This is a genomic window from Streptomyces sp. NPDC037288, from assembly GCF_055603265.1.
On the sequence record NZ_JBVJVY010000009.1, the window covers coordinates 208,132 to 226,587 of the forward strand.

Here is an 18,456-nt window from a genome sequence, read left to right on the forward strand (position 1 = left end):
TCATGAACGAACCCGCGAAGCTGATGTGGTGGCGGGGCGGACTCGTCCCCGCCGCCGACGCGGCGCTGACCCTCGCCAACCACAGCCTCCACTACGGCCTGACCGTCTTCGAGGGGATCTCCGCCTTTCCCGACGGGGACTCGGGCCACCACATCTTCCGGCTCGACGAACACCTCGCCCGGTTCGCCGAGTCCTGCCGGCTGGTGGGCACGAGCCTGGACCTGACCGCCGGGCAACTCGCCGCCGCCTGCCACGACACGCTCCGCGCCAACGGTCTGCGCCGCGCCTACCTGCGGCCCCTCGCCCTCCTGGGCGACGGCGTGCTCGGCCTCGCCGAGCCCGGCGCCGTCGCCGACGTGGCCGTCCTCGCCTTCGACGTCGCCCACTTCGACGAGCAGGTCCGCGCCCAGCGGCCCCGGCTGACCCTGTCCACCGTCACCCGGATCAGCCCCCGGTCCCTGCCCACCAAGGCCAAGGTCTCCGCCGCCTACCTCAACTCCCGGATCGCCTGGGCCGACGCCAGGCGGCGCGGTTACGACGACGCCCTGCTGCTCGACGACACCGGCGCCGTCGCCGAATGCTCCGTGCAGAACGTCTTCGGCGTCCGTGCGGGCACCGTCCTCGTACCCGACTCCGAGGCGGCACTCGACGGCATCACCGTGGCGTCCGTCGTCGACATCGCCCGCGACCTCGGCCATGAGGTGGTGCGCACCCGCCTGGAGCCGCGCGAACTGCTGGCCTGCGACGCCGTCTGCGTGGCCAGTACGGCGGGCGGCGTGCGCCCCGTCCGCTGCGTGGACGACACCGAGTTCGACCCGGACAACCCGGTGGTCGGGGAACTCGTCCGCACCTACCGCCAGGCCGAGCTGGGCCTCCTGCCCGCCTACCGGGCATGGAGGTCCACACCATGACCGGCACCCCCGTCGTCGACCTGTACGACACCCTGCCCGAGGACGTCCGCCGCGCCCTCGACACCCACGGCAGGGATCACTGGCGGCACGCCCACGCCGGCGTCCCGCGCGGCGCCGACACCTGGAACCCCCTCCGCCCGCTGATGTTCGGACCGGACGCCTACGCGCAGGTCGGCGCCGTCGCGGACCGGGCGGCGGGGCTCGTCCTCGACGCCTGCCGGCGGCGGGCGGCGAGCGCGGGCGCCCTCCTCGACGCGCTCGGCATGCCCCGCGACCAGTTCCCCCTGCTCGACCCCGCCGCACCGCTCGGCGAGGAACTGCTGACCTCGGTACGCGCCGACGTGATGGTCGAACGCGGAGTGCCCCGGGTCCTCGAACTCAACATCGACGGCGCGGTGGGCGGCGCCATCGAGGGCGACCTCATCGCGGCACAGTTCCAGGAGCTCTACGCCGCCGGGCTGCCCGCCGCGACCGGCACCGTCGCGCTGCGCACCCCGCCGTCGTCCCTGGACGCGTTCTGCACCGAACTGACCTCCTTCCTGGGTCTCGCGGAGGGCTCCTGCCTCGTCGTCCCCGTCTTCCGGGAGGACGGAATGGACGCCATCGCGGACCCGGACGCCTTCATCTCGTTCCTTGCCCCGCTCGCCGAGCGGGGCAAGGAACACGGCATCGCCGTCGTCGGCCACCCCCTGGAGCTGCTCACCCTGGACGAGGAGCGGCGGCTGCGGGCGGGGGACCAGATCGCCCACGGCGTCTTCCGCCTCTTCCTGCCCGCGGAGCAGCAGGGCCCCGGCCTCGACGCCCTGGCCGGCGCGCTGCGCGCCGGCACGGCCCGGATGTACACGCCGGAGGCGACCAGCCCGGTCAGCGACAAGCGCGTCCTCGCCTGGATCTGGGAGGACCTTCCCGAACTTTCCCCGCAGGACCGGGACTTCGTGCTCCGCCACATCCCGCGCACCACGTTCGCCCGCGCCGACCGCCTCGGCGAGGACCGGACCCGCCTGGTCCTCAAGCCCGGCGACGGCTACGGCGGCACGGGCGTCGTCCCGGGCGGTTCCGTCACCGGGGCGCGCTGGCGCCAACTCGTCCTGGACGCCGCCCCGCACGACACCCATGTTCTCCAGGAGGTGGTGGTCGGCGACCTCGTCACCCTGGAATTCGTGCACGAGACCACCGGCGAAGCCCGCACCGAGGCGGTGCCGTTCGTGCTCGGCCCCATGATGTACGGCCGCCGGCTGTCCGGCACGTACGTACGCCACGGCACCCCCCGGCAGGGCCCCATCATCAACACGCACCAGGGCGCCGCGTCCAACGGCGTGCTGATCGTGGACCGCCCCCCACACCGGGTGGCCGCACGATGAGCGACGCCGGCCGCGCACCGACGCTGCTGGACCCGCTGCGGCAGCGCAGCTTCCGTGCGCTGGCGGGCGGGCGCATGGCGACGTACGTCGCGAACGCCATGGCGCCGATCGTGCTGTCCTTCGCCGTGCTCGACCTCACCGGTTCGGTGGTGGACCTCGGGATCGTGGTGGGTGCCCGGTCGGTGGCCAACGTCGTGCTCCTGCTGTTCGGCGGGGTGATCGCCGACCGGCTGCCGCGGCGGCTGGTGCTGTACGGCGCGAGCACGGCTGCGGCAGGGGTCCAGGCACTCATCGCGGTGAGCGTGCTGCTCGGCTTCGCCTCCGTACCGGTCCTGGTCGTGCTCAGCGTCATCAACGGCGCGGTCGCGGCGCTGTCCCTGCCGGCCGCCGCCGCGCTGGTGCCGCAGACCGTGCCGCCGGCCATGATCCGGCAGGCCAACGCGCTGGCGCGGATGGCCGTCAACGCGGGCATGGTCGTCGGCGCGTCCTGCGGCGGCATCGTCGTCGGCGTGGCCGGCTCCGGCTGGGGCATCGCCGTCAACGCCGCCGTCTTCCTGGTCGCGGGGCTCTGCTTCACCGGCATCCAAGTCACCGGCACGGCCGCCCCGGCGGCCGGCGGCCCGGTCCGCCCGCTCGCCGAACTCCGCGAGGGCTGGGCCGAGTTCGTCTCCCGCACCTGGGTGTGGGTCGTCGTGCTGCAGTTCCTCGTCATCAACGCGGTCGTGGCGGGCGGCCTGCAGGTCCTCGGCCCCACCATCGCCGACGCCTCCTTCGGCCGTACCACCTGGGGGCTGCTCCTCGCCGCCCAGACGGCCGGAGCCTTCGCGGGCGGTGTCCTCGCCGCCCGTGTCCAGCCGCGGCACGCCCTGCGACTCGGCGCCGCGGTGGGTGTGTTCGAGGCGCTGCCACTGCTCGCCCTCGCCGCCACCGCGCACCCGGTCCTGCTGGCCGCCACGATGTTCGTCAACGGCCTCGCCCTGGAACAGCTGGCGGTGGCCTGGGACGTGTCCCTCCAGGAGAACATCCCGTCCGAACGACTCGCCCGCGTCTACGCCTACGACGCCCTGGGATCGTTCGTGGCCATCCCCCTCGGGGAGATGACGGCCGGGCCGCTCGCCCTCCACACCTCCGTCCGTACCACCCTGCTCTGCGGCGCGCTCCTGATCGGCACGGCGACCGCGCTGGCCCTGTGCAGCTCCAGCGTGCGCCGCCTCACCGTCCGGACACCACCGGCACCACAGCTGTCGCAAGAGGCCGCGACAGGCTGACCCGGCACCACACCCGGCCGCACCTGGGCCACCCGACCACATACGCAGCAACACCGCAGGATTACGGGGACTTCCGCCATGCACCCTCACGACGACCACCCGGGCCACGCCCTGCGTGGACCATCCGTCGACCACTCGGCCCCCTACGGCATTCCCGGACTGATCCGGGCGGTCAGCGACCGCACCCCCGACGCCGTCGCCTGCGTCGGCGCCGAGGCGACCTGGACGTACCGCGAACTGGAGCGGGTCTCCGACCGGCTCGCCGCCGAACTGCTGAGCCGCCGCCTGCCCGAGGACCGGCCGGTCGCCGTCCTCGCCCACCGCAGCCCGTACCTGGTCGCCGCGCTCCTCGGCGTCCTCAAGGCCGGTTACGCCTATCTGCCGCTCGCCACCGACGAGTCCGCCGAACGGCTCGCCCTCATCCTCGACACGGCCCGGCCCGCACTCGTGGTCGGCACCACCGGCCCGCTGAGCACCTGGCAGGGCCCGGACGGCGTCGACCTGCTGGACATCGTCCCCCTCGCGGCCGGCACCGACGACAGCCACGTCCCGGCGCCACTGCGGCCCGTGGCCCCGGACCAGCCCGTCAACGTGTTCTTCACCTCCGGCTCCACCGGCACCCCCAAGGGCGTCCTGGTGCCCAGCGGCGGTGTCACCAACCGGCTGCTGTGGGGACAGCGCCACTACGGGCTCACCGCCGCCGACCGCGTCCTGCAGAAGACCCCCTACACCTTCGACGTCTCCGGCTGGGAGATCTACTGGCCGCTGATCGTGGGGGCCCGGCTGGTCCTCCTCGGACCGGGCGAGCACGCCGACCCCGCCGCGATCATCAAGACGGTCGTCGAACACCAGGTCACCGTCTGCCACTTCGTGCCCTCGATGCTGGACGAGTTCCTGCGCTGGCCCGGGTCCGGCGACTGCACCAGCCTCCGCCACGTCTTCTGCAGCGGCGAGGCCCTCCCGCCCGCCCTGGCCCGAACCTGCCTGGAGACCCTGCCCGTCCGGCTGCACAACCTCTACGGCCCCACCGAGGCCTCCATCGAGGTCACCTACTGGGACGCCCCCGCCGACCCGGCCGGCCTGGACGAGGTCCCCATCGGCCGGGCCGTCGACAACTGCGTGCTCCTCGTCCTCGACGAGCAGGGCCGGCCGGTCGCCGACGGCGCCACCGGCGAACTGTGCATCGGCGGCGCACCGCTGGCCCTGGGCTACGTCAGCCGCCCGGACCTCACCCGGAAGGCCTTCGTCCGCGCGCCCGCCGGCAGCGGGGTGGACCACGTCTACCGCACCGGCGACCTGGTGAGCGTCACGGACGGACAGATCCGCTACCACGGCCGCATCGACGAGCAGGTCAAGATCCGGGGCGTGCGGGTGGAGCCGGGCGAGGTCGAGACGGTCCTGCGTGACCATCCCGGCGTCACCGAGTGCGCGGTCGTCGCCGGCGGTGACCGCGCGCCCCGCCTGGTGGCGTTCGTGCGCCCCGTCGGGCCCGGCACCGGGCCGGCCTGGCAGGAGGAACTGCGCGCCCATGTGGCCGCCCGGCTGCCCTCGGCGTACGTGCCCAGCCACTTCGTCACCCTCGAGACCATGCCGCTCACCGGCAGCGGCAAACAGGACCGGGTGGCGCTGCGGCGGCGCGCCACGGAACTCCTCGCCCCGCGCGACGCCGACACCGGCCCGAGCGGCAGCGACCCGCTGACCCGGCTGTGGGCCGACGCGCTCGGCCTCGACACCGTCGAGGAGGACCTCGACTTCCTGGCGCTCGGCGGGCACAGCCTCGCCGCCGTCCGGCTGCGCGGTGAACTCCTGCGCACCTACGGCGTGCGCGTCACCCTCGCCGAACTGCTGCGCGACCGCATGACCCTCGCCGCCCTGCGCGCCCGCATACCGGACCCGGCCGGGCCCGGCGACGGGCCCGGCGCCGAGCCGGCCGCCGACGGCGCGGCCCTGGCGCGGCGGCCCGACCCCGCCCGCGCCCCGGTCTCCGGGGGCCAGCGCAGGCTGTGGCTGATGGAGCAGCTCTACCAGCAGCTCAGCGCCTACAACGTGGTCGCCGCGCTGCGCGTTGCGGGCGGCCTCGACACCGGCCGGCTCCGTGCCGCCCTCGCGGTCGTCGTCGCGCGGCACGAGTCGCTGCGCACCCGCATCGCGGTCGACGAGTCCGGGCCGTACCAGGAGGTCGCCGCGCACCTCGAACCGCCGCTCGAGGTCAGCGCGGTGGACGAGCCGCTCACCGAGGAGCGCTGCCGCGCGCTCGCGGCCGAGGCGGCGGCCGAACCGCTGCGCGTGGACACCGCGCCGCTGCTGCGCGTCCACTGCGTCAGCGGCACCGACGGCGACGCCCTGCTGGTCGCCGTGCTGCACCACGCCATCGCCGACCAGCGGTCCGTGGACCTGTTCCTCGCGGACCTCGCCGCCGCCTACGACGGCCGCGCCGCGGACACCGCACCGCCGCAGTTCGGTGACCTGCTCACGGAGCGGGCCGCGCGCGCCGACGCAGCCGCCGAGGAGGCGGACCTCGCCTACTGGACGGAACGGCTGCGCGACGCCCCGCGCGCGCACGGCCTGCCCTTCCAGGCGCGCCGTCCGGCCGTCACCACCTTCGAGGGCGGCGCCGTCGACGCCACCGTGCCCGGCACCGCCGCGCGCCGCCTCGACGAGGTGGCGCGCGACCTCGGGGTCACGCCCGTCGCCGTCGTCCTCGCCGCATTCGCCACCGTGCTCACCTCGTGGAGCGGCCAGGACGAGGTCGTCGTCGGCGTGCCGTGGTCCTCCCGGGACGGCGGACCCGGCGACGATGTCATCGGCTTCCTCATCGACACCCTGCCCGTACGGATCGACGTCGCCGGTGAGGGCCGCTTCGGCGGGCTCGTACGCCAGGTGTCCGACGCGATGCTCGACGCCCACGCGCACGCCGGGGCCGACTTCGAACGCATCGTGCAGGCCCTCGGCCTGCCCCGCAACCTGAGCCGCAACCCGCTGTACCAGGTGTGGTTCAACGACCTCACCCACGCCGCCCCGGCACCTGCCTTCGACGGAGCGGCGGCCACCGAGGTCGAGCCCGACACCACCGGCTCCCTGTTCGACCTCGGCCTCTACCTGCGCCGCACCGACTCCGCCGGCTACCGGCTGCGTCTGGTGCACGCCCGCGACGTCTTCGACCGGGAGACGGCCGCACACCTGCTGGATCAGGTGGTCCGGCTTCTCCACGCGATCCCGGACGCCCTCGACCGGGCACCGGCCCGCTGGCCGCTCGGCGGCGACCGGCCCCACGCGACCTTCGCCCCGGTACCCGAACTCCCCGGCGTGGCCGAGGCGTTCACCCGGGCAGCCGCACAGCACCCGGACCGCACGGCGCTGAGCGGGCCCGGTGGTCAGCTGACGTACCGTCAGCTCCACCGGGCCGTCACGGACCGCGCCGACGCGCTGCGCGCCGCCGGCTGGTCGGGCCGTATGGTGCTGCTCCCGGGCGACCGCACCGAAGCCACCGTCCAAGAACTCCTCGCCGCCTGGCACGCCGGGTGCGCCGTCACCCTGGTGGACGCCACGCTGCCCGACCGCCGGCTGCTGGCCGCCCTGACCGGCTCCGGGGCCGAGGCCGTGCTGGCCCCCGGCGGCCCCGACTGGCCCGTGCCCGTCCTCACCGGCCCCGACCTGCCCCGCCCCACCACCGAGCCGCGGCCCCTCGACTGCGGACACGCCCTGTGCACCTCGGGCACCACGGGTGAGCCCAGCGTGGTCTTCGCCCCGCGCGACGCCCTCCCGCAGGCGCTGCACCACTACCGTGAGGCGTTCGGCCATGGACCGGACGACCGCTTCCTGATGCTGTCCGCCCCCGGGCACGACCCCGTCCTGCGCGACATCCTCGTCCCGCTCACCAGCGGTGGCAGCCTCCAGCTGCCCGCCGCCACCGATCCCGACGCCGTCGTCGACCAGATCGCCGAACAGCGGATCACCCACCTGCACGCCACACCGGGGCTCGCCCGGCTCCTCGCCTCCGCCGCCCGTGCCGCAGGCCGGCGCCTGGAGCACGTGCGGCAGATCGTGCTGTCCGGCGCACTCCTGACCGACGCGGTCGCCCGTGAACTGCGCCGCGTCGCCCCCCGCGCCGAGATCCACCACGGCTACGGCACCACCGAGACCCCGCAGCTGAGCTCCTGGCTGCGCTGGCACGACCCGGCCGGCGACCCGGTGCGGCGCAGGCGCGACCGGGCCGGGGTGCCGGTGGCCGCCACCAGCCCCTGGCGGGAACTGGTCGTCGAGGGCGCCGGGGTGGGCCAGCTGGGCGAGATCGTCGTGCGCGGTCGCGGCCTCGCGCTGCGCACCCACCCGGCGAAGGACCCCTCGCCGTTCGGCCCCGACCCGTACGGCGAGCCCGGCGTCACCTCGTACCGCACCGGTGACCTCGGCCGCTACACGCCCGACGGGCACATCGAGTTCGTCGGGCGCCGCGACCGGCAGCTGTCCGTCGGCGGGCACCGGCTGGAACCGGCCGAGATCGAGACCGTGCTCCTCGCCCACGAGTCCGTCGTGAGCTGCGTCGCCGTACCCACCGGCACCGGCATCACCGCCCTCGTCGCCGCGCCCGGCGCGAGCCCCGCCCTCGCCGAGGAACTGCGCCACGAGCTCGGCGCGGTCCTGCCGGCGTGGGCCGTACCCGGCCGGATCGTCGTCCTCGGCGAACTGCCCCTCGACCACAACGGGAAGGTCGACGTCCGCGCCGCCACCGCCACCGCCACCGCCACCGCCACCGCCGACGCGGTCGCCGGGACCGGCGATGCGCGCGCCGAGCGGTCGCCGTCGGCCGTAGAGGAACGCGTCCTCGCCGCCCTGCGCGAACAGCTCCTCGCGTCCGGCGGTGCCGCGGACGGTGGCTTCGGCGACCGGCCCGGCCCGCCCGCGCAGCCCGAAGCGACCACCAACTTCTTCGACGCCGGCCTCACGTCCCTGTCCCTGCTGCGCATGCACGAGCGGCTGCGGGCGGACGGTCTCAGCGTCGAGATCGTCGACCTGTTCCGCTTCCCCAACGCCCGGCTCCTCGCCCGGCACCTGCGCGGCGACACCGCCCCCGTCGCCGGCGGCCCCACCCCGACCGCATCCGTACGCCCCGCCTCGCTCACCGGAGTCGCCGCCGTGCGGCGCGCCGTCCGACGACGCCTGAACGACCAGAAGAGGACCACCCAGCGATGAACCCGTCGCAGCACCCCGAGCCCGGACGCACCGCCGAACCCGTCGCCGTCATCGGCATGGCCGGCCGGTTCCCCGGCGCGGAGAACGTGGAACGGTTCTGGCACGCCCTGTCCGAGGGCGCCGACTGCTTCAGCACGCTCAGCGACGACGAACTGCGCGCCGCGGGCGTCAGCGAAGGCCTGCTGACGGACCCGCACTACGTCCGCCGGGTCCCGCTCCTCGCCGACGCCGACCGCTTCGACGCCGAGTTCTTCGGGATGACCCCGCGCGAGGCCGCCATGCGCGACCCGCAGCAGCGTCTCTTCCTCGAACTGGCCCACTCCGCCCTGGAGGACGCCGGCTACGACCCCTTCGCCGTGCCCGGCACCGTCGGCGTGTACGGCGGCGCCGCCTCCAACCGGTACGCCGAGTTCAACATCCGCGCCAACAAGGAACTCGCCGCCCGGGCCGGCGCGCTGTCCCTGGACATCTACAACAACAACGACTACGTCGCCAGCACCGTCTCCTACCGCCTCGGCCTCACCGGACCCGCCCTCTCCGTCGCCACCGCCTGCTCCACCTCCCTCGTCGCCGTCCACCTGGCGTGCGAGGCGCTGCGCGCCGGCGAGTGCGAGACGGCGCTGGCGGGCGGCGCGGAGATCGAGCTGCCCTACGGTCACGGCTACCGCTGGGCACCCGGCAGCATCTTCTCGCAGGACGGCTTCTGCTGCCCCTTCGACGCCAGGGCCAACGGCACGGTGTTCGGCAACGGCGGCGGTGTGGTCGTGCTGAAGCTGCTGTCCGACGCGCTGGCCGACGGCGACCCCGTCCGCGCGGTCATCCGGGGCTCGGCCGTCACCAACGACGGCTCCGACCGGGTCAGTTTCAGCGCGCCCGGCGTCGACGGCCAGATGCGGGCCGTCGTCGAGGCGATGACCGTCGCCGGCCTCACGCCCGCCGACATCGACTACGTCGAGGCCCACGGCACCGGCACCGACATCGGCGACTCCATCGAGATCGAGGCCCTGACCTCCGCCTACCGCTTCCTGGCGGGCGACGGCCCCACCCCGTCCGCCGTCGCCCTCGGTTCCGTCAAGTCCAACATCGGCCACCTCGGACCGGCCGCCGGAGTCGCCGGACTCGTCAAGACCGTGCTGTGCATGGAGCACGGCGAGTTCGTGCCCACCGCCCACTTCACCGAGCCCAATGCCAAGCTGAACCTCGATGCCACACCGTTCCGCGTCGTCGCCCGGCGCGACGTGTGGCCCGTCACCGGCGAGCGGGGCAGGACCGCCGCCGTCAGCTCCTTCGGCGTGGGCGGCACCAACGCCCACGTCATCCTGGAACAGGCGCCCCCGGCCCGGCCGCGCACGCCCGCCGACGGCCCCGAACTGCTCGTCTGGTCCGCGCGCACCGACACCGCCGAACCCGAGGTACGCGCCCGGCTCGCCCGGCACCTCACCTGGCACGGCGAGGACGGCTTCGCGGACACCGCGGCCACCCTGCGGCTCGGCCGGACCGTCCATCCGCTGCGCCGGGCCGCAGTCGCCGGCACCGCCCGTGAGGCCGTGGACCTGCTCGCCGACCCCGAGGGCCGGGGCGTGATCCGCGCCGCCGAGGGCGCCGCCGCCCGGCCGGTCGCCCTGCTCTTCCCCGGCCAGGGCTCCCAGCGCCCCGGCATGGCCGCCGGACTCCTGGGCCATGACGCCGCGTTCACCGAGACGATGCACCAGTGCCTGGACATCGTGGCCGCCCTCGGCGTGGACCTGGAACCGGCCTGGCGCGGACCGCACGCCGCCGAACTGCTCACCCGCACCGAGTACGTCCAGCCGCTGCTGGCCGCCGTCGGCTGCTCCCTGGCCGCCATGTGGCGGGCCCGGGGCGTCACCCCCACCGCCCTCCTCGGTCACAGCGTCGGCGAACTCGTCGCCGCCATGGTCGCCGGCGTCACCGGCCTGGAGGACGGCCTGCGCCTGGTCACCGCCCGCGGCCAGGCCATGCAGGCCATGCCGCCCGGGGCCATGCTCGCCGTCTCCCTCCCCGAGGAGGAGATCCGGGACCTGCTTGGTGACGAAGTCGCCCTCGCCGCCGTCAACGGCCCCCGGCAGACCGTCCTCGCGGGCGCCCTGGACGCGATCGAGGCCCTCGCCGAACGGGTCCGCGCCGCCGGCGTCCGGGCCAAGCGGCTCGACACGTCGCACGCCTTCCACTCGCCGTCCATGACACTCGCCGCCGAGCGGTTCCTGGAGGCGTTCGACCAAGTGACGCTGTCCCCGCCCACGATTCCCGTCGTCTCGGCCGCCACCGGCGAGCCCCTCACCGACGAACAGGCGGTCGATCCCGCCTTCTGGGCCGGTCAGCTCACCACACCGGTGTTCTTCGGGCCCGCCCTCACCCGGCTCCTCGGCGGACGGCGGCTCACCACACTGGAGGCCGGCCCCGGCCGCGCCCTCACCGCACTGGTCCGCGGCCACGGCAACGGCAGCCTCGCCGTCCCCACCCTCGGCCCCGGCGACGACCGCACCGCCGTCCTCGCCGCCACGGGCGCCCTGTGGACCGAGGGCCACGACCTGCGCTGGGAGGCCGTCGGGCCGTCCCGCCCGCTGCACCGGATCGCCCTGCCCGCCTACCCGTACCAGCGTGAGCGGCACTGGATCAGCCCGCCCCCGCCCGAGCCGGAAGCCACCGCGGCGCACCCGGCCGCGGCCGAGCCGGCGCAGGAGCGGACCCCCGGCCGGGACGCGGAACGCACCGGGGCCGCCGCCGAAGCGGGGCCCCAGGCACCGGCCCCGCACACCACGCCGGCCACGCCCTCCCCGCTGTCACTGATCCGCTGGCGCGAAATCCCCCTCGGCCCCCGCCCGCCACGGCACCGCGGCACCGTCGCGCTCACCCTGCTCCCGGACGACCCCGACGCCGCCCGCCACGTCACCGGCATCCTCGGCCGGGCCGGTCACCGGGTGGTGCCCGCCCGCCCCCGCACCCTGAGCGCCGTCCTGGACGACCTGCTCGCCCGCGGCGACGAACCCGCCCTGTACGTCCACGCCCTCGCCGCCGGGCCGTGGCCCGAGGCCACCGTGGACACCGCGGAGCAGCAGCTCGCCGACGGCGTGGAGAGCGCCTACGACGTCGTCCGGACCGTCGCCCGCAGCTCCCGGCTGCGCCGCGCGCCCCGCTTCCTGATGCTCACCGCGCGGGGCGCGGACGTCTCCGGCGGTGAACCCCTGCACCCCGCCAAGGCGGCCCTGGCCGGGCTGGCCCGGACCGTTCCGCTCGAACTGCCCAACGCCGCCTGCCTCTTCCTCGACGTGTCACCGGGCACCGACGACGACCTGGTCACCCATCAGATCCAGGAGGGGGACTGGCCCCCGGTCGTCGCCCTGCGCGGCGACCGCCGCTGGATACCGGCGGAGGTGCCGCTCGCGCACCGGCCCGCCACCGAGCCCCCCGTCCGCCCGGGCGGCACCTATCTCGTCACCGGAGGATTCGGCGGCCTCGGTCTGGCCGTCGCCCGCGGTCTCGCCGAGACCGGCCTCGCCCCCACGCTCGTCCTGACCGGCCGCTCCGGACTCACCGACGCGGCGGCACCCGTGGTCGGGGAACTGGAGCGGCTCGGCGCGCGCGTGCTCGCCGAGCGCGCCGACGTCACCGACGAGGCGTCGCTGCGCGATCTGGTCGACCGTGTGGAGCGCACCGCCGGCCGTGTCCACGGCGTCCTGCACGCCGCCGGACTGCCCGGCGAAGGCATGATCGCCTTCCGTACCCCCGAGGATGTACGGGCGGTGCTGCGGCCCAAGGTGCTCGGCACCCTCGTCCTCGAACGGGTCTTCGCCGACCGGCCCCCGCTCGACTTCCTGGCCTCCTTCTCCAGCCGCGCCTCCATCGGCGGCCTGGTCGGCAGCGCCGACTACGCCGCGGCGAACGCCTTCCTCGACGCACACGCGGCCGTGTCCCGGCAGCGCGTCGTCAGCGTCAACTGGCCGAGCTGGGCCTCGGTCGGCATGGCCGCCCGCTCCGCCGTCGACCCGGGCAGCGGCGAACCCCTGTCCTCCTGGACCACCGGCCGCCGCCCGGAGGCCCTGGTGTACGAGCGGGAACTCTCCGAGGAGCACTGGCTGCTCGACGAGCACCGCTTCGGCGGACGGGCCGTCCTGCCGGGCACGGGCCACCTCGACCTCGTCGTCCGCGCCGCCCGCGACCTGCTGCCCGAACTCACCGGGGCGCCGGTGCGGCTGCGCGAGGTGGTGTTCCGCCGGCCGCTGTACGTCGACGGAACCCGCCGCGCCCTTGTCACCCTCGAACCCCGCGACGGCCACTGGGACTTCACGGTGCGGACGGGGTCCACGGTGCACTCCTCCGGCCGGGTGGAGACGGCCCGCGACGAGGTCCCGCCCCGGGTGGACCTGGCGGCCGTGTCCACACGCATGACCGAGACGGTCGAGGCCACCGGCGCAGGCGACCTCGCCGAACTGGGCCCGCACTGGCTGAACGTGGCGGAGCTGCGCCGCTCGGCCGACGAACAGCTCGCCACCCTCTGCCTCGACCCGCGGTTCCACACCGAGCTCGACGACCACGCGCTGCACCCGGCGCTGCTGGACAGCGCGACGGCGCTCACCCGCCGCCGCGAGCACGACCACCACCTGCCGCTGCTGTACGGCGAGATCACGGTGTACGGCGACCTTCCCGGCGCGTTCGCCGCGCACGTCCGGCAGGTCCGCGGCGGCAGCGGCGTCCTCGTCGCCGACATCGACCTCGTGCGCACCGACGGGGTGGCGGCCGTCACCGTCCGGGGTTTCACCATGCGGAAGGTGGAGGGCAACCCGTTCGAGGCACCCGACGGCGCCGGGGCGAGCACGGGGGACCAGGAAGGCGCCGACGACTCCGCGGCCTTCGGCGACCCCGGGGCCGCCGGCGCCCCGGTCTCCGGGCTGCCGTCCTCGGACGGCATTCCGCCCGGCGAGGGAGTGGCGCTGCTCTTCGACATCCTGGCGGAGCGCCCCGCCCGGCAGGTCGCGGTACGCCCGTTCCGGGACGGTGGGCCGGTGCCGCTGGAGCCCGTCACCCCGGCCGTCACGCCCGCCCCCGCCGCGACCGCGCCGCCGGACGCGCCCGTCGCGCCCGCGGCCGCCGGCCGGCCCGCCGAGCCCACCGGCCCCGCCGAGCCGGCTTCGCAGGAGCGGACCGCACCGCCCGCGGGCCGGACCGCGGGGCAGGACGTCACGGCGGTCCTGGAAGAGGTCTGGCAGGCCGCGCTCGGCATGCACGCCGTCGGGCACGACGAAGACTTCTTCGCCCTGGGCGGTGACTCCCTCAGCGCCGTCGGTCTGATCTCCGAGGTCAGGGACCGGCTCGGCGTAGAGCTGAGCATCGGCGTGCTGTTCGAGTTCCCGACGATCGAGGCACTCGCGGGTGAGCTGCGCCGCCAGGCGGGGGAGGGCCGGTGACCGCGACGCCACCGGGGACACCGACCCCGGCACCGACTCCGGCGCCCTCCGGCGACGAGCACTGGGTGGTGCGCGGTGAACGGCGTGCTGCCGCCCGGGTCCGGCTGTACTGCTTCCACCACGCGGGAGGCACCGCCGCCGAGTTCAGCCGCTGGCACCGCTACCTGCCCGAGGACGTCGACGTCTGCGCCGTGCAGCTCCCCGGCCGCGGCGCCCGGGCCAGGCAGGCACCGCACACCCGGATGGGACCCCTGGTGGAGGAACTGACCGGACAGGTCCGCACCGACCTGCCGGCCGTCTACTTCGGCCACAGCTTCGGCGCCCTGGTCGGCTTCGAGGTGGCCCGCGCCCTGGCTGCGGCCGGGCGTCCGGTACCCCGCCACCTGTTCCTCTCCGCGCGTCCCGCGCCCGGGCTGGTGGCGTACGAGGGAAGCATCCACGACCTGCCCGAGGAGGAGTTCCTGAGGGTCGTGGACCGCCGGCACGGCGGGGTGCCGGCGGAACTGCGCGACCACCCCGAGCTGCGCGGTCTCGTGCTGCCGTACTTCCGGGCCGACTACGAGGTCCTGGAGACGTACCGGGAGACGTACCGGGCTCCCGGTGCCGGGCCGCTCGCGGTGCCGGCGACCGTGCTGGGCGGCACGGACGACCCGATCCCCCTCACCCAGCTGGAGGCCTGGCGGGAGGAGCTGTCCGGCCCGGTCTCGGTGCGCATGTTCCCCGGCGACCACTTCTACCTCCGCCCCTGGCGTACGGCCGTGACCGGCCTGATCCGCGAGGTGACGGGGTGAGCACGGACGGCGAGGTGGCCTCCGGCCGGCGGCTGGGGGCCCCGTACGAACTCCTGCTGTTCGCGTTCGTCGTGTCGGGGCTGGGCAACTGGATCTACCGGCTGGCGCTGCCGCTGATGGTGTTCGAGCTGACCGGCTCGGCGCTGAACACGGCCGTGGTGTACGCGCTGGAGTACGCGCCGCTGCTGGTGCTCTCCCTGCCCGGCGGGGTGTTCGCCGACCGGTTCGACCGCCGGCGGATCCTGGTCATCGGGGACCTGACGGCGACGGCGCTGGCCGGGCTGCTCGCGCTCGCGGTGACATCGGGCGCCTCCTCCGTCCTGCTGGTGTACGCACTCGCGTTCCTGCTGGCGTGCGTGGAGCCGCTGTACTACCCGGCCTTCCAGGGGCTGGTGCCGCGCCTGGTGCGGGACCGGGACCTGGAACGCGCCAACTCCTGGATGCAGATGGGCGACAACCTGATGAGCCTCGCCGGCCCGGCCGTGGCCGGTGTGCTCATCGCCGCTCTCGGCTACCAGGGGGCGGTCTGGGCGGACGCGGCCACGTTCGCCGTGTCCGGTCTGGCCATCCTCACCATCAGACAGGGCACGACCGGGCCCGCGGGCCCCGGCCCGTGTCCGTCCCCGGACGAGGGCGCGCCGGAGCGCCGCGAGCTGCTGGGCGAGATCAGGGACGCGCTGGTCCACATCGGCCGCGACAACCGGGTCCTGCTGAGCGGCGCCACCCTGTTCGCCCTCGCCAACCTGGGCACCTGGATGGTGCAGGCGAACCTCGTCTACTACCTCAGTGACTACCACGGGATGTCGTCGACCCTCATCGGAGTGGTCCTGGCGGCCCAGGGAGCGGGGGCGGTGCTGGGCGCGGCGGTCTGTCCCTGGCTGGGCCGGCGCTTCGCACCGGGCCGGGTCGTCATCGCGGGAACGGTGCTCGCGGGCGCCGGGATCGTGGCGCTGGTCGCGGTGCGGGACGTCGTCGGCATCGCGGTGCTGTGGGCCCTGATCTACGGGATCGGCACGGTCAACATGGTCGCCTGGTTCGTCCTGCGCCAGCGGACCGTGCCGCCGGAACTCCTCGGCCGTGTCGTCGCCACCACCCGGATGCTCGCGTTCATGTCGATCCCGGTCGCCTCGATCCTGGGCGGTGTGCTGGAGCAGCACTGGCACAACATGTACCTGATCATCGCGCTGGCCGGCGGGCTGCGGCTCCTCGTGGGCCTCGGCGCGCTGGCCTCTCCGCTCAACTCGTGGGCCGGATACCGGGATCCGGGTGCCGTGGAACGGCGGGTACGACGACGGCGACGACCAGCAGCTGCGGGGAGGCGGTCCAACGCCCCGTGAACGAGCGGGGGGACAGCGGAGCCCGGCCGCCGTCCCCGTCCGTACGCGTCCGCGCGTGTACCTCGGCGTGGAAGGTCCCGGTCTCCCGGTCGATGTCGACCGACGCGTCGAGGAAGCCGATCCGGTGGCGGGTCATCGGGTACCACGCCTTGTACACGGCCTCCTTGGCGCAGAACAGCAGCCGGTCCCAGCACGTCGCCGGATCGGCCGCGTGCAGCGCGGCCAGCCGCTGCCGTTCCTCGGGCCGGACGACGCCGCGGACCACCCGGAGCGGCAGCGGGGCGTGGGGTTCGGCGTCGATGCCCACCGCCCGCGCCGCGGTGCAGCGAGCCACCGCCGCCGCCCGGTACCCGAGCGTGTGCGTCATGCTGCCGACCACGCCCCGCGGCCAGCACGGCGCCCCCCGCTCGTCCGGCAGCAGCGGCGCGGGCGCAACACCCAGTCCGGCGAGGGCGCGCCGGGCGCAGTGCCGGACCGTGGCGAACTCCCGCCGCCGCTCCTCGTGCCGGATCCGCGCCAGCACCTCCCGCTCCTCGGGCAGCAGCACGGACTCCGGTGCGTCGCGGAACGCCTCGGCACACACGACCGCGGCGGGCAGAATCGGTCCGAGCATGTGAGGACCCTAGCCGCAGGCGGCCGGAAGGATGCGACGGAAAACGCCCGTCATGTCCGTCGGACGCCCCGGCTGCTAGCGTGAACCACACGACCGGCTGTGCGGACCACATGGCCGCGTAGCATTGCTTTTCAAGGGGGAATCAGGCGATGTCGAGCGGTATTGACGGAGTGTCAGCGATATCGGCGGCCACACACCGGCCGGCCCGAGGGCAGCGGCCACCCGGCCTGCGGCTGCCCGCGACCGTGCAGACCCTGCTCTTCGCTCAGTACCGCCACCACCTCTTCCCGCTGCTGCGCCGCCGCTACGGGGACGTGTTCACCCTCAGGCTGACCACGCCCACCCGGCACCTGGTCATCCTCAGCCGCCAGGAGGACATCAAGACGGTCTTCGGCGGCCCGGTGGAGGTCCTGCACGCAGGCGAGGGCAACGCCATCATGGGCCCCGCCCTCGGCGACCACTCGGTGCTCCTCACCGACGAGGGCGAACACCGCCGTTCACGCCGGCTGTTGATGCCCGCCTTCACCGGTGCGGCCCTGGCCGGCTACCGGGAGATGGTGACCGCCCTGACCAAGGCGGAGGTGGAACGCTGGCCGGAGAACCGGGTGATCAGCGTGCACCGAAGGATGCAGGCGCTCACCCTGGAGGTCATCCTCCAGGTCGTGTTCGGCGTGACGGACGAGGCCCGGCTGGCGCAGATGCGTCCGCTGGTACGCGGCATCGCCGACATCGGCCCGGTGACCCTGCTGGGCCTGCCGTACCCGCTGCTCCAGCGCTTCGGTCCGTGGCACCGGCACACCTCCATGCAGCGCCGCCTCGACGCGCTGCTGTACGAGGAGATCGCCGACCGCCGTGGCTCCGCGGATCTGCACAGCCGTACCGACGTCCTGTCGCGCCTGCTGCAGCAGGCGGAGAACGAGGAGGGCGGTGGCTTCACCGACGCCGAGCTGCGCGACCAGCTCATCACCCTGCTCCTGGCCGGACACGAGACGACCGCCACGGGCCTGGCCTGGGCCGTGCACGAACTGATCCGCAACCCCGGGCAGTTGGGCCGGGCCCAGCGCGCCGCCGACGAGGGCGACGAGGCGTACCTGACGGCGGTCGCCAAGGAGGGGCTGCGGCTGAAGCCCGTGGTGTACGAGGTGGCCCGGCAGCTCACCCGCCCGCTGGAGGTCGGCGGATACCGGATCCCGGCGGGTGCCACCGTGATGCCCGCGATCGGGCTGGTCCAGTCCGACCCGGCCTACCACGACCAGCCGGACGCGTTCCGCCCCGAGCGGTTCCTCGACGGGCAGCCGCCCGCCCACACCTGGATCCCGTTCGGCGGCGGTGCCCGCCGCTGCATCGGCGCGGGCTTCGCGCTGCTGGAGGCCCAGGTGGCGCTCCGTGAGATCCTCTCGCGGTACGACATCCGGCCGGACGACCCCGCCCCCGAGCCGCAGAAGGCCCACCACGTCACGCTGATCCCCGCCCGGGGCGCACGGGTCGTGGTGACCCGGCGCCGCTGACGGACGACGGCCCGCCCGCCCGCCCGGGCGACCGGGCGGGCGGGCCGCACGGCG

The 18,456-nt window shown here is 74.9% G+C and carries 9 protein-coding genes; 8 read left to right on the forward strand and 1 reads right to left on the reverse strand.

Annotation, left to right across the window (positions count from 1 at the left end):
• The first annotated feature begins 2 nt into the window (after positions 1-2).
• From ACZ7GZ_RS14180 to ACZ7GZ_RS14210, 7 genes are all read left to right on the forward strand, one after another.
• Positions 3-911, forward strand: a complete 909-nt coding sequence (locus ACZ7GZ_RS14180; protein ID WP_471024045.1) for an aminotransferase class IV — start codon at positions 3-5, stop codon at positions 909-911.
• The gene (locus tag ACZ7GZ_RS14185) at positions 908-2,272 is read left to right on the forward strand and encodes a hypothetical protein (protein WP_471024046.1); all 1,365 of its coding nucleotides are present in this window, start codon (positions 908-910) and stop codon (positions 2,270-2,272) included. Before ACZ7GZ_RS14180 ends, ACZ7GZ_RS14185 begins: the two co-directional genes overlap by 4 nt.
• On the forward strand, positions 2,269-3,540 hold the full coding sequence (locus ACZ7GZ_RS14190; protein WP_471024048.1) for an MFS transporter: 1,272 nt from the start codon (positions 2,269-2,271) through the stop codon (positions 3,538-3,540). The genes ACZ7GZ_RS14185 and ACZ7GZ_RS14190 overlap by 4 nt, the downstream gene beginning before the upstream one ends.
• Before the next feature lie 78 nt (positions 3,541-3,618).
• Positions 3,619-8,730, forward strand: a complete 5,112-nt coding sequence (locus tag ACZ7GZ_RS14195; protein ID WP_471024049.1) for an amino acid adenylation domain-containing protein — start codon at positions 3,619-3,621, stop codon at positions 8,728-8,730.
• Positions 8,727-14,153, forward strand: a complete 5,427-nt coding sequence (locus ACZ7GZ_RS14200; RefSeq protein WP_471024050.1) for a type I polyketide synthase — start codon at positions 8,727-8,729, stop codon at positions 14,151-14,153. Before ACZ7GZ_RS14195 ends, ACZ7GZ_RS14200 begins: the two co-directional genes overlap by 4 nt.
• Positions 14,150-14,944, forward strand: a complete 795-nt coding sequence (locus ACZ7GZ_RS14205) for a thioesterase II family protein (RefSeq protein WP_471024052.1) — start codon at positions 14,150-14,152, stop codon at positions 14,942-14,944. The genes ACZ7GZ_RS14200 and ACZ7GZ_RS14205 overlap by 4 nt, the downstream gene beginning before the upstream one ends.
• Entirely contained in the window at positions 14,941-16,281 is a 1,341-nt protein-coding gene (locus tag ACZ7GZ_RS14210) for an MFS transporter (protein ID WP_471024053.1), read from the forward strand. Before ACZ7GZ_RS14205 ends, ACZ7GZ_RS14210 begins: the two co-directional genes overlap by 4 nt.
• Here ACZ7GZ_RS14210 and ACZ7GZ_RS14215 read toward each other — a convergent pair.
• Positions 16,181-16,894 carry a 4'-phosphopantetheinyl transferase family protein gene (locus ACZ7GZ_RS14215; protein WP_471024054.1) on the reverse strand — a complete coding sequence of 238 codons (714 nt, stop codon included), beginning with the start codon at positions 16,892-16,894 and terminating at the stop codon, positions 16,181-16,183. The genes ACZ7GZ_RS14210 and ACZ7GZ_RS14215 overlap by 101 nt on opposite strands.
• Positions 16,895-17,043: 149 nt before the next feature.
• Between ACZ7GZ_RS14215 and ACZ7GZ_RS14220 the strand changes: the two genes are divergently transcribed.
• Positions 17,044-18,402, forward strand: a complete 1,359-nt coding sequence (locus ACZ7GZ_RS14220) for a cytochrome P450 (protein ID WP_471024056.1) — start codon at positions 17,044-17,046, stop codon at positions 18,400-18,402.
• Positions 18,403-18,456: the final 54 nt, after the last annotated feature.